The sequence below is a fragment of the Paraburkholderia sp. BCC1884 genome (genome assembly GCF_900996225.1).
GTDB lineage: Bacteria > Pseudomonadota > Gammaproteobacteria > Burkholderiales > Burkholderiaceae > Paraburkholderia.
Genome location: NZ_CAAJGL010000068.1, coordinates 882,234 through 895,352, shown reverse-complemented (window position 1 = coordinate 895,352; position 13,119 = coordinate 882,234). Strand labels below are relative to the sequence as shown.

At 62.0% G+C, this 13,119-nt stretch carries 9 protein-coding genes; 3 read left to right on the top strand and 6 right to left on the bottom strand.

What is annotated here, in order from left to right; genetic code table 11:
- Nucleotides 1–28: 28 nt before the first annotated feature.
- Nucleotides 29–883, bottom strand: a complete 855-nt coding sequence (locus FQ705_RS10935) for an alpha/beta hydrolase (RefSeq protein WP_144140658.1) — start codon at nucleotides 881–883, stop codon at nucleotides 29–31.
- Nucleotides 884–1,056: 173 nt separating this feature from the next.
- Here FQ705_RS10935 and FQ705_RS10930 point away from each other — a divergent pair, with 173 nt between their 5' ends.
- Nucleotides 1,057–2,061 (top strand): LysR family transcriptional regulator, encoded by a 1,005-nt coding sequence (locus FQ705_RS10930; RefSeq protein ID WP_144140656.1) that lies wholly within the window; start codon nucleotides 1,057–1,059, stop codon nucleotides 2,059–2,061.
- 253 nt (nucleotides 2,062–2,314) lie between these two features.
- Nucleotides 2,315–2,626: a DUF4148 domain-containing protein gene (locus FQ705_RS10925; protein WP_144140654.1), complete on the top strand. Its 312-nt coding sequence runs from the start codon at nucleotides 2,315–2,317 to the stop codon at nucleotides 2,624–2,626.
- A 238-nt stretch (nucleotides 2,627–2,864) separates the two neighbouring features.
- On the opposite strand, the gene FQ705_RS10920 is transcribed toward FQ705_RS10925, so the two are convergent.
- Nucleotides 2,865–3,938, bottom strand: a complete 1,074-nt coding sequence (locus FQ705_RS10920) for a purine-nucleoside phosphorylase (protein ID WP_144140652.1) — start codon at nucleotides 3,936–3,938, stop codon at nucleotides 2,865–2,867.
- 202 nt (nucleotides 3,939–4,140) lie between these two features.
- Between FQ705_RS10920 and FQ705_RS10915 the strand changes: the two genes are divergently transcribed.
- A complete protein-coding gene (locus FQ705_RS10915) occupies nucleotides 4,141–5,121 on the top strand; it encodes an aldo/keto reductase (protein WP_144140650.1) in 981 nt (326 codons plus the stop codon).
- A 24-nt stretch (nucleotides 5,122–5,145) separates the two neighbouring features.
- Here the strand turns inward: FQ705_RS10915 and FQ705_RS10910 are convergent, their stop codons facing one another.
- The 4 genes from FQ705_RS10910 to FQ705_RS10895 form a co-directional block, all read right to left on the bottom strand.
- Entirely contained in the window at nucleotides 5,146–6,051 is a 906-nt protein-coding gene (locus FQ705_RS10910) for a cation diffusion facilitator family transporter (RefSeq protein WP_144140648.1), read from the bottom strand.
- A 158-nt stretch (nucleotides 6,052–6,209) separates the two neighbouring features.
- On the bottom strand, nucleotides 6,210–11,051 hold the full coding sequence (locus tag FQ705_RS10905) for an NAD-glutamate dehydrogenase (protein ID WP_144142320.1): 4,842 nt from the start codon (nucleotides 11,049–11,051) through the stop codon (nucleotides 6,210–6,212).
- Between the two features lie 157 nt (nucleotides 11,052–11,208).
- Nucleotides 11,209–11,985, bottom strand: a complete 777-nt coding sequence (locus tag FQ705_RS10900) for an alpha/beta fold hydrolase (RefSeq protein WP_144140646.1) — start codon at nucleotides 11,983–11,985, stop codon at nucleotides 11,209–11,211.
- Entirely contained in the window at nucleotides 11,982–13,019 is a 1,038-nt protein-coding gene (locus FQ705_RS10895; RefSeq protein ID WP_144140644.1) for a M14 family zinc carboxypeptidase, read from the bottom strand. The genes FQ705_RS10900 and FQ705_RS10895 overlap by 4 nt, the downstream gene beginning before the upstream one ends.
- Nucleotides 13,020–13,119 lie beyond the last annotated feature (100 nt).

Here is a 13,119-nt window from a genome sequence, read left to right as displayed (position 1 = left end):
ATCGTTGATGAATGTCTGCTTTTTTTGTTTATCGATGGGCGCGCGCATCGAAGCGCCACTGAAAAAATCTCACTGCTTCCTGCAACGCGGGCGGGTGGTCGGCCAGCGCCGCGTGCGAAACGCTCGGATAGCGGACCACCTGGGTCAGCACACCGGCGTCGATCAGACTGCTCGCGTATTTCTCCGCTTCCACATGCAGCACGTCGTTTTGCGCCGTCGCGATCAGCGTGGCAGGCAGGCCCGCAAGACGGCACGATTCGAGCGGCGCGGCATACGGATGCATGCGTTGCGACGCTTGCGGCAGGTACGCGCGATAACACGCTGCACACTCTTTCGCGGTGATATCGGAGCCGAGCCGCTGTTCGTCGCCTAAACGCGTGAGGCTCGGATCGAGCATCGGCCCGAACAGCGCCTGCGCGGCAATCTGCACATCACCGCGATCCCGCGCGATGAAGGCGAGGCAATTGGCCAGCTGGCCGCCCGCGTCATGGCCTGCGACGCCGACTTTCCTGCTATTGCCGCCAAATGCACGCGCCCGCGTCTGCACCCACAGCGCCGCACGGTGTGCGTCTTCGGGCGCGGCAGGAAACGGAAATTGCGGCGCGAGCGAATAACCCACCGACACCACCAACGCCGGTAAGTGTTCTGCGAAATAACGCGAGGCGTAATCGGCCTGTTCGATCGAGCCCTTCGTAAAGCCGCCGCCGTGAAAATAAAGCAATACCGGCAGTGCGGTCTTCTTGCCCTGCCGGTACAACCGCAGTCTGATGTCCTGCGCGTGCCCTTCGATCTGCACGTCAGTGACGTCGAGTGCCGTGCTGTCGGTCTGTGCCGGGCCGCTGCCGGCGGGCACAAAGGAGTACGGCGGTTTAAATGCATCCATGTCGAGCCGCGCAATGCGCATAGAACTTCAATGGTGCGAATTGTGGGTTCGGCAGACTCGTAAATAAATGCCTATAATCCGGCAACACAATTCGGCGCCCCTGAACAATCGGATGCGATTGCTCTGCGGATTCGATCTCTGCTCAGTGCGCCAGCCCCTTCTGGAGGTTTGCAATGGACCGGCTTCAGGCCATGCAAGTGTTCACGCGTGTCGTCGACACAAACAGTTTTACCCGTGCCGCGGAAACGCTCGATCTGCCGCGCGCATCGGTCACCACCATCATTCAGAACCTCGAAGCGTTCCTCGGCACGCGTCTGATGCATCGGACCACGCGGCGTTTGTCGCTGACACCGGACGGCGCCGCGTACTACGAACGTTGCGTGCGCATTCTCGCGGATGTCGAGGAGACCGAGGCAAGTTTCCAGAGCGGCAACAAGAAGCCGCATGGCAAGCTGCGCATCGATATGCCGGGCTCGATTGGCCGCCTGCTGGTGATTCCTTCGTTGTGTGAATTCCACACGCGCTATCCGGACATCGACCTGCAACTCGGCTTGTCGGACCGACCGGTCGACTTGCTGCAGGAAGGCGTGGACTGCGTCGTGCGGGTGGGCGCGCTACAGGATTCCTCGCTGGTGGCGCGCCGGATCGGCCTGTTCGAGGGTGTGACCTGTGCTGCACCGGACTACATCGAACGCGCCGGCGTGCCGGGTTCGCTCGAAGACCTCGACAATCACAAAGCCGTTAACTACTTCTCGAGCCGCACAGGACGCACGATCGATTGGGCCTTCATGGTCGAGGGCAAAGAAGTTGAAGTGAAGATGAAGAGCATCGTCTCGGTGAACGACGCGGACGCTTACGTGACCTGCGGACTCGAAGGCTTCGGCCTGATTCAGCCGGCGCTCTTCATGGTGCTGCCGCATCTGCGCTCGGGACAGTTGGTGGAAGTACTGCCGGAACTGAAGCCTTTGCCGATGCCAATTTCCGCAGTCTATCCGCACAGTCGTCACCTGTCGCCTAAAGTCCGTGTTTTCGTAGACTGGATTGCCGAGCTGTTCGATCGTTGCCCGTTGTTGAGTGGCCGCGGCAGTCTCGACGCAACCTGCACGCAGCGTACTTTCGAAGAACGCGAGTCTGCGCCTACGCTCGATACGCCGGTAATAACGGAGTGGGTTGCCTGAGCTTTAATTGAGCGAAGGCCGAACGTGAACCGACATCAATTGAAGTACACAATCTGAAACAGTGAATTCCAGCCGCGGCCCTAATGCCGCGGTTTCCCGAGTTTTCAAGGCTTTCCCGACCTGCTTTCGTGATTGTTCTGGAATCTTGACAATTCATTTCGTGAAAGTGCGATTTATCCGGATCGCCTCGAAGCCTACATTTCACCCTGTCGCAGCGACACCCGTGCTGCAAACGAATCGACAGGAGTGAATCATGAAACGCAATCTCTTAGCTGGTCTCGCCCTCTCGCTGCTCGTGAGCGCACCGGTGTTCGCTCAAGGCGGCGGAGGCATTGGCCGTGCAGGTACCTATGAAACGGCACCCGTTCCCACGACCACTGCAAAAACACGCGCTGAAGTAAAGGCCGATCTGGTCGCCGCGTATCGCGACGGTTCGCTGCCCGCGCTAAATCGCACGACGTACCCGAACAAAGGACTGATTGGTCAAACGCAGGCTGCACGTATCGCGCTTCAGGAAGGTACGAATACGAACGGCGAAGTCACGCGTGTAGCAGACGGCCAGTAACCGGAACATAAAAACTGCCGCAATGATTCGGTTTCCAAAAGAAATACTCATTGCGACACGCTGCATGCACTCTTCAAAAAAGGAGCTCATCATGACACCCTCTGAACTCGACCATTGGGATTCCGATACGCCAGTGTGGACGCCGTACCGCGCGCCGCAACACTGAGTATCGAATGCTGCAGGTATGCCCGCGTCTTTCGTGTCGCGGGCATACACGCATCGAAAAACTGAAACCGTTTCACCGTTTGGGCACTCCCTCGCGCCAATCGCTCCAATGCGTGGAGATATCCTGCACGAGCGGATTGCCCGACCTGAAGAGATTTTCAATCGCGATCGTGAAGCCGCCCTGCGCGGCATAGTTGAGCAGGTTGTCCGAACTCGTCTGGCCATCGTAGGGCCGGTCGAAATCCGAACCCGCGCGCAAAACCGCCACGCGATTCAAATCCACTTTATGCACCGACGCGGCGCGTTTGAGCGCTTCATACGTGGCGTTGTCTTCCTGCTGGGTCGTGCAGTAGACGCCATTGCCGTCGGTCAGAATCCTGGTCCAGTCACGCGCGCGTTGCCCGAGCAGCGTGCCTGACCACCAGGTATCGCCCGCCAGCGTGTCGCATTGAAGCACCGAAGGCGGCTGATTGGCCGGCGCGTACGAATACTTGGCCCGTGCTGCTTGCGCCTGTGCGCTGTCGGACAGCACCACGCTGCGAGACAGGGCATACGCCGTATTGACGAGCTGAGAGTTCAGCTGGAACACCTCGGTCCGATAGTCGAGCGGTGGCTTGGCAGTGGGACTCGTGGTGTTGATGCCGAGATACCCCGTACTCCAGGCCGGCGGAATTTCACGTCCGTCGATTTCCCATTGAATCCCGAAGTCGACCAGATATTTCGCCCACGCGGCGGACCCGACCGTACCCTGCTGTGGGTCGATTCCGGCAATGCCGGCCACCATGAAGTACGTATGCCGCAGATCGAAACGCGGTGAGAAGGTCAATGCCATGATCGATGCAGCGGCATTGGTATGCCCCATGCCGGTGGTCATGACGCACACGTCCTGCTTGTTGCAATGAACCGTGGGGTAATCGGGCGAGAGGCCATCCACCGGAATATCGCGCCACGGTCCAAGCCGGTCGAGCCACACCTGCCCCTCGGGTCCGAACATCGAAATGATCATCACCTTGACGGGCCGACCGTGCGCGCCGCCGTCGCCTTGCGAGAAATTGTCGTTGTCGTCCGCGCTGGCCGGTCCTGAGGTAAAGGCCGCGCAAGCCGCAAGGGTCGTGACGCAGAGCGCGCCGAGTGTGCGAGTCAGCATCGTGATCTTCCTTTTTTGCTTGTGATGCAGGTTGGGAGAGAGTGCTGCTTTCAAGCCGAAAGAAGTATAGGTGCGAAGAAATGATTTGCCACTGCGCAGTGCGCCATTTCAAATCGACTCAATACGCCTGGTCCGCCGTTTTCTTATAATCGAAGATCCGTAGCGCGCACCGCCTTTGTGCACTCAAACCAGGAGCACCACGATGGATTATGTGAAACTCGGTCGTACCGGTCTCGATGTATCGCGTCTTTGCCTAGGTTGTATGAGCTACGGCGTGCCCGCGCGCGGCACGCACCCCTGGTCGCTCGACGACGAAGCCGCTCGGCCCTTCATCAAACAGGCGCTCGACTACGGCATCAACTTCTTCGACACCGCCAACGTCTACTCCGATGGCACCAGCGAGGAAATCGTCGGGCGCGCGCTGAAGGATTTTGCAAAGCGCGACGAAATCGTGCTCGCCACCAAAGTGAATAGCCGCATGCATCCGGGCCCGAACGGTGCCGGCCTCTCGCGCAAGGCGATCATGGCCGAGATCGATCACAGCCTGCGACGTCTGGGTACGGATTACGTCGATCTGTACCAGATCCATCGCTGGGACGACAAAACGCCGATCGAGGAAACGATGGAGGCGTTGCACGACGTCGTGAAGGCCGGTAAGGCGCGCTATATCGGCGCGTCGTCCATGTATGCATGGCAGTTCGCCAAGGCGCTACATGTGGCCGAGGTCAATGGCTGGACCCGCTTCGTCACGATGCAGAACTACGTGAATCTGTTGTATCGCGAAGAAGAGCGCGAAATGCTGCCGTTCTGCGAAAGCGAAGGGATCGGCGTGATTCCGTGGAGTCCACTGGCGCGCGGGCGTCTGACGCGCGACTGGGACACCGAAAGCGCCCGCTCCGAAACCGACGAATTCGGCCGCACGCTGTATGTGCAAGCGGAAGACGCGGATCGGCGCATCGTGGAGCGGGTCAGCGAGATCGCCAAAGAACGCGGCGTGCCGCGCGCACAGGTGGCGTTGGCGTGGGTGTTGCAGAAGAAGCCCATTACCGCGCCGATCGTCGGGGCGACCAAGTTGCATCACCTGGACGATGCGGTTGCCGCGCTCACCTTGAACCTGAGCGCGGATGAAATCCAGCGGCTTGAAGAGCTGTACGTGCCGCACGCGGTGACCGGCTTTAAATAAACCGCACGCTCGCGCGTCGGTTCGTCAGATGCGCGGTACGTCGGGCTCGAAAAACACCCAGCGGACTTGCGGAAACGTGGCCTGCAAGTCCGCTTCGATCACGTTGATCGCATCCACCATCGCGCGGCCGCTGGCATAGTCGATCATTTCCGCCTGCACGGCCACCACCACGTGGCGCCCCCATTGCAGCGTAATCATGTTGATGATGCTGCGAATCTCGGTGCGGCCACGCAGATGCGCCTCGATCGCATGGCGCACGTCCGGGCTGGCCGATTCGCCGACGATCATCGACTTCACTTCGCGTGCCACCAGCCACGCGATCACCATCAGCAACAAGCCCACGCCGATCGAACCCAGTGCGTCATAAACGGTATTGCCGGTAATCATGGTCATCAGCACGGCGACGAAAGCCATCGCGAGCCCAGCCAACGCGGCAATATCTTCACCCGCGACCACCAGCAGATCCGACTCGCGCGTCTCGCGAAACCAGCGCCACATGCTCGTGGTCGGATGGGTTTTGCGGATTTCCTTCACCGCGCCCCACAGCGAAAACGATTCGAGCACCACCGACACACCCAGCACCGCAAGCGCCACATACGCATACTGCAAGGGCTCGCGCGCCACCAGACGGTGCAGGCCCTCGTACACCGAGAAGGCGCCGCCCACGAAGAACAGCAGCAGCGCCACCAGCAACGAATAGAAGTTGATCTCGCGCCCACCGCCCATCGGATGCAAGGGACTGGCCGGCCTGCGCGCTTCACGCAGACCGAACAGCAGGAGCAGTTGATTGCCGCAGTCGGCGGTGGAGTGAATGGCTTCGGCGAACATCGCGCCGGAACCGGTGAACGTGGCCGCGGCAAACTTGCAGATGGCGATGCCGAGGTTGGCGGCGAGCGCATAGAAAATGGCTTTCGGCGATTCTTCTTTCATCGTCGTGGAGGGCGTCCGTGAGTGTGCTGAGAGCTATCGGTTGGCGATAGCCCGTATTATGGCCATGCCGGGCGGCATGCGTCCAACCCGGATGATGTTGCCACCGGACCCACGCTCTGTAGCATCCACCGTGCCGCGCGAAATGGCGGCGAGCCGCGTCAGGCCCGCTCCAGCGCCGTCATCTCACGAACGATCACGAGCAGCATCGACAGACTCGCGCCGCCCGTCGCTCGCAAGTCGGCCAGCAGACGCGCATAGCGTTCGAGTTGCGCGGCGCGCTTTTCGCGCCATGCCTGGACCAGCGCATCCGGTGTCGACGCGTCGTCGGCGTCGGCCAAAGCACTGGTGGTCAACGCACGCTTGAGGCGCGCCAGTTCGGCCAGCGCCGAGGCACGCGCCAGCATGTCCCAGTGGGTGGGCGCCGGCAAAGCGGCGGCCCGTTCGCTGATCCAGCCATAGTTGAGTTGCGTGCCGAGCGCGAAATAAACCCCCGCTACGAGTTCCAGGCTGCGCCCGCAAGCCGATGCGACTTCGGCAATGTCGAGCAGCGCCGCCGAGATGTCGCCGCTCGCGATCCGCACGGCCAGCTCGCTATCGACTCCCGCATCGGCGAGCACTCGCTGCCGCTCGGAGAGCGCTTCGAGATCGGCTGCGGGCAATAGCGCGGGCCATTGCGGCGCAAGCCTCTGGGCGGCGTCGCGGCAACGCGCGAGCAGGCCGGCCACGTCGCCGTCGCTGAGCGCGCCCACTTGCATCTGCCGCAGGAACCACAATGCCGAGCGCTCCACGAGCCGCGCGACTTCGACGAACATGCGCGCCTGGACATCGTCGGCAACGCGGTTGTCGAGCGCGTCGATGCTGCGCCAGACGTCGTCGAGATCGAACACGTCGCGCGCCATGATGCAGGCGCGCACGATATCGCCGGGATGCGCGTCGGTTTCCTCCATCAGCCGATGCACGAACTCGCAGCCCACCCGGTTCACCAGTGCATTGGTCAAATGCGTGGCAAGGATCTCGCGCCGCAGCGGATGACGTTGCATGGGTTCATTGAAACGCTGGCGCAGCGGCTTGGGAAAATAGTCGATCAACATATCGCCGACGAGCGGATCTTCCGGCATCGACGAGTCGAGCAACGCGTCGTACAGCCACATCTTGCTGTAGGCCAGCAATACCGCACGCTCGGGCGTCGTGAGACCTTGTCTGGCCGCCTGCCGCTCGGCAATCTCTTCATCGGTCGGCAGAAATTCGATCACGCGATTCAGTCGCCCGGCACGTTCGAGATAACGCATGAGGCGCGCCTCGGCATCGAGCAGTTCGACGCCGTAGCGGCCCGCAATCGATAGCGCCTGGGTCTGGTAGTAGTTGTCCTGCAGGACGAGCAGGCCGACCTCGTCGGTCATTTCAGCCAGCAGCGCATTGCGTTGCTTCCCGGTCATCTCGCCGTCGGATACGACGAGACCCAGCAGTATCTTGATGTTGACCTCATGGTCCGAACAGTCCACGCCCGCCGAGTTGTCGATCGCGTCCGTGTTGATGCGTCCGCCGCGCTGCGCGAATTCGATGCGCCCGAGTTGCGTAAGCCCGAGGTTGCCGCCTTCGGCCACGACCTTGCAGTGCAGATCGGCGCCATTCACGCGGATGGCGTCGTTGGCACGGTCGCCGACCTGCAGCTGGGTCTCGCGGCTCGCCTTCACATAGGTGCCGATGCCGCCGTTATAAAGCAGATCGACCGGCGCCTGCAGAATCGCGCGCATCAACTCGGTCGGCGCAAGCGCCGGCGCGCTGATGCCGAGCACGGTCTGCACTGCCGGTGACAGCGGAATCGTCTTGGCCGTGCGCGGAAACACGCCGCCGCCCGCGGAAATCAGCCCGGGATCGTAATCGGCCCAGCTCGAACGGTCGAGAGTGAACAGACGCCCGCGTTCTGCAAGACTGGTTGCCGGATCGGGATTTGGATCGAGGAAGATATGCCGGTGATCGAAGGCGGCCACCAGTTTGATATGCGGCGAGAGCAGCATGCCGTTGCCGAACACATCGCCGGACATGTCGCCGACACCGACGACGGTGAAGTCCATGGTCTGCGTATCGACGCCCATTTCGCGGAAGTGCCGCTTGACCGACTCCCACGCGCCGCGCGCCGTGATCGCCATTTTCTTGTGGTCGTAGCCGACCGAGCCGCCCGAGGCGAATGCATCGTCGAGCCAGAAACCGTATTCCTGCGAGATCGCGTTGGCGTAGTCGGAAAAAGTGGCCGTGCCCTTGTCGGCGGCGACCACCAGATACGGATCGTCGGGGTCGTGCCGGACTACGTCGGGTGGCGGCACGACCGTCGTGCCCGCGAGGTTGTCGGTCAGGTCGAGCAGTCCGCGCAGGAACGTCTGATAGCAGGCGATGCCTTCGCGCATCCACGCGTCGCGCTCGCTCTGCGGCGGCGGATTCTTCACGACGAAGCCGCCCTTGGAGCCGACCGGCACGATCACGACGTTCTTCACCATCTGCGCTTTCATCAGGCCGAGCACTTCCGTGCGGAAATCTTCGCGCCGGTCGGACCAGCGCAAACCACCGCGCGCGACACGTCCGCCGCGCAGGTGCACGCCTTCCACGCGGGGCGAGTAGACCCAGATCTCGAACATCGGCTTCGGCTCGGGCAGACCCGGCACGTGCGCGGGATCGAACTTGAACGACAGATACGGCTTCGGATGACCTTCGGCGTCGAAGCGATAGTAATTGGTACGCTGCGTCGCCTTGATCACGCCGAGAAACTGCCGCAGGATGCGGTCTTCGTCGAGATTCGGCACCTGGTCGAGTGCGCTGTCGATCGTATGCAGCCAGCCGTCGACATGGGCCTCGCGCGTGTCGCCCAGCGCCGGATCGAAGCGGGCAATGAATAGTTCGACCAGCATTCGCGCGATGGCCGGATTGCCGGTCACCGCGCGCTCGATATAGGCGTCGCTGAACGTGGAACCCACCTGGCGCAGATACTTGGCGTAAGCGCGCAAGATCGTCACTTCACGGGCATTCAATTGCGCACGCAATACGAGGCGATTGAAGTCGTCGCTTTCGATTGCACCGGTCCACACCTGCTCGAACGCTTCTTCGAAGAGATCCTTCACACGCTCGATATCGAATTCGGCATCGTCCGCGAGTTCGAGGCCGAAGTCGTGAATCCATGCGGGCGTCGCGCCGACCGCTTCGATCAGATAGGGCCGCTCTTCATCCACGCGCACACCGAGGTGTTCGAGCATTGGCAGACTGCGCGACAACGCGATAGGCAAACCCGCGCGATAGACCTTGAAGCGGAATGCTCGCGGACCTGCCTCGATAGGACGGTAGAGGTTCATCGCGAGCCGCTCGCTGCCCTGCACGCGCTCGATCAATTCGATATCGCGCACCGCCGTACGTGCCGGATAGTCGTCGCGATAGCCGGCGGGAAACGAATCGCCGTAATGCTGGAGCAGACGATTGCCCTGCTCTTCGCCGAAGGCGTCGAGCAACGCGTCGGCGAGATCGTCCTGCCAGCGGCGCGAGACCTGCACGAGGCGCGCTTCGAGTTCGCGCGTATCGACATTGGGCATGCCGCCCGGTTTGGCGTGCACGACGAAATGAATGCGCGCGAGCGTCGACTCCGATAGGAGCGGCGTGAATTCGACACTCTCGCCGTTGAACGCCTCGGCGAGCAGGTTGGCGATGCGTTGCCGCAAGTCGGTGTTGTACTTGTCGCGTGGCACGAACACGAGACAGGAGACAAAGCGGTCGAAACGGTCGCGCCGCACGAAGAGCCGCGTGCGCTGATGTTCCTGCAACCGCAAGACCCCGAGCGCGATGTCGTAAAGCTGGTTTTCGTCGGCCTGAAAGAGTTCGTCGCGCGGATAGGTCTCGAGCACCGTCACCAGCGATTTCGCCAGGTGACCCTTCGGCAGAAAGCCGGCGCGCCGTACGATATTGGCGCACTTGCGCCGCACGATCGGAATTTCCGACGCCGAGACGAAATACGCGGTGGACGTGTACAGACCGATGAAGCGCCGTTCGCCGATCACCTTGCCGTCCGCGCCGGTCAGTTTGATGCCTACGTAATCCAGATAGCCTGGGCGATGCACGGTCGCTCGCGAATTGGCCTTGGTGAGAAAGATGGGCGACGAACCCGAAATGATCTCGGCGGCGGCAGGCGGCAAAGCGGTGACTTCGGAAGCGCCGACCGGCCGCAGCGCGTCACGCAAAATGCCGAGTCCCGAGCCCGGCACCGCACGCAGGCCGTAGCCGACGTCGTGCTGCACGAGTTCATAGTCGCGCTGGCCGAGAAAGGTGAAATGATCGGCCACCATCCATTCGAGAAAGGCGCGCGCTTCGACACCCTCCGGACCGGCCTCGCCTGTCTTCATGCCCTTGATCGTGATGCGCGCCAGCTCGACGATCTTCGGCCAGTCTTCGACAGCAGCGCGTACGTCGCGCAGCACTTTGGCGATTGCGTCGCGCAGTGCGTCGAGCTTCGCGGCGTCGCCGCAGCGGTCTACCTCGAAGTGAATGAACGATGTGAGGTGCGAGCGCGTATCGGTGGCATCTTCCGCGCCCTGCCCCACGCGCGTGATAGTGCCGTCCACGCCTCGCCAGAGGCGAAACACGGGATGCACGACAGAATGCAGCGCGAGCCCCAGGCCGTTGACGGCCATCGACACCGAATCGACCAGGAACGGCATGTCGTCGTTGACGATCTCGATCACCGTGTGATCGGAATGCCAGCCGTGCTGTTCGAGAATCGGGTTATAGACTCGCAGCCGTTCGGTGCCCGGCACGAAGCGTTGTGCAGTTTGCCAGTGTGCGAGCGCCGCGCCGTACAGGTCGGCAATCGAGCGGCTTTGCAGATCGTCGGCGTCGACGAAATCGTAGTAGTGCCGCAGAAAAGGCTCGACCACGTTAAAGGTCGGCTCGGGCAACCGCCCGCGTGCAAATTCGACGACATCGTTCAGCAAATGCGTGACGGCTTCTTCGTTCTTTGCTTGCATCATCGACTCCCCCGGCTGGCGGCAATGGCGAGTATTGCGTGATTGGCATGCATCGTCTGAAGGGGAATTATGCACCCGTGGCCCGAGATGCGACGCGCACCCGCACTAAGGTTATACCCGTTGACACACACCATGCTGCAAGCGCACGCGCCGCCGTTTAAAGCACGGGCTTCGGCTCAGCCTGCGTTTGCGCAAGCCAGGAGCGGACTTGTTCGCTGGTCCATGCGGCGTCGTCGTGCGGCAGATCATGACCGGCCCACGCGTGTTCGATATGCATCGCCCGCCACGCCGCGGCGAGTTTCGTCGAGCACACGGGATTGACCAGGTGGTCCGCGCGCGAGGAGAGAATCAGCAAGGGGCAGTCCGGTTTGGCCGCGCCTGCGGTGAAGCGCGCGGCGGCGCAGAGCTGCCGTAACGCATTGCCACGACTCACCGGCGCGCTGCGGCGGATTGCGCTCCATGCATCGAGATCGGCGCCGAGTGTCTCGACGTTGTTACAGGTGAGCCGATGAATGTCACGCTCGGCGCGCGGTGCATCGCCCCAGCGTCGTGCGACACGTAACAGCGCCGGCCACGCCGAAGGACGCAAGCGCTCCGTCATGCGACTGAACGGACGCATGCTGGTATTGATCAGCACCAGCCGCTCGATCTCCTGGGGGTGCCGCTGCGCCCAGTCTGTCGCGACCATGCCGCCGAGCGACATTGCCAGCACGCTATAAGGCGCCGCCGCGCCGGCGCGCCTTGCGGCAAGCCGCACGAAGTCCACCATGTCCGTGACCCTGGCGGGCGCGCGCAATCCGGCGAACTCGCCGTTGCCCGGCAGATCGAGCAGCAACACACGATCGCCGCTCACGACCTCGCGCAACGCTTCAGGCAAGCGGCCCCAATGACGCGTTTCGCGCGTCAACCCGCGCAGCAGGATCCACGTGCTCATACGCTGTCCGGGTTATACCAATGGTCGATCGCGCTTTGCAGCAATTGCTCACGACGCATGCCCTGCGGCAGCCAGCGCTGCGAGGAAAACGCCGCGCGCGCGAGAAAGTCGAGCAGATTCGCATGGCGGCGCAGCACGCGCGCGGTGCGATGCGCCTTGACCGGATTGAACATGCCCTGCCGCGAAAACAGCTGTCGCGGGTTCTTCTTGATCCACAGCCACGAGCCGAGTTCGAGCGTCATCGGCAGAAAGACGTTGGGCGCAGGCGTGCGGTCGTAGGCGAAGTCCCAGAGATCGCCGTGCAACAGGTATTGATGGCTCTGCGGTTCGAACGCGTAACCGTGATGGGGATGGGCGCGCTCGAACATGGTTTTCAACACATACATTTCCGGCAGATGCGGCATCAACTTGCGGGTGCGCGCATAGGGAAACCAGATGCTGTCATTCCAGCCGTAACCCGAATGGCAATCGAGCGCGATACTCAACGGTCGCGTGGCCAGATCGTTTTCGACCACTCGCAGTAGCGCCGCGGCTTCTGCCTCCATCGGTTCGCCTTCACGGCCGCGATACCACGGCAGCCACGCCCCCACGCGCTGGCCGCCGGCAAGCAGCGGCACGCGTTCGTCGGCGCTTTGCGGCGCATTGCGCATCAGATCGACGCCATTCGGATTGGCCCGCGTCGCGGCCCACATGCCGCCGGGATTGACGATCGGCATAAAGATCAGACGAATGGACTGCAATTGCCTGACCAGCAATTCGTCCCATTCGAGCCGCGCGAGCAGCGCGCGCATGTAATCGAGTACGAGTTGCGAGCCGATACGCTCGAGCCCATGAATGCCGCCAAAAAAACCAATCGCTGGCGCGCGCGGATCGGTCGAACCGATGCTTGCGGTTTGCACGGCGAAGTGGCGGCCACGCACCGTCGTTTCGCAGACAGTCTCGATCGCGAAACTCGCGCTGCCCTGATCGAGGATCGCCTTGAGATCTTCGTACTCCGCAAAACTGTCGGGAAGGAAGGTCAGAGGCGATGGCATGACGGCGTCGCAAGGAACTGCAAGGTTATTGGGGACGGCTCGGCGAATGTCGCAATATAGCCTGTCTGCACGCGATCATGCAGAACCGACATGCGCGGAG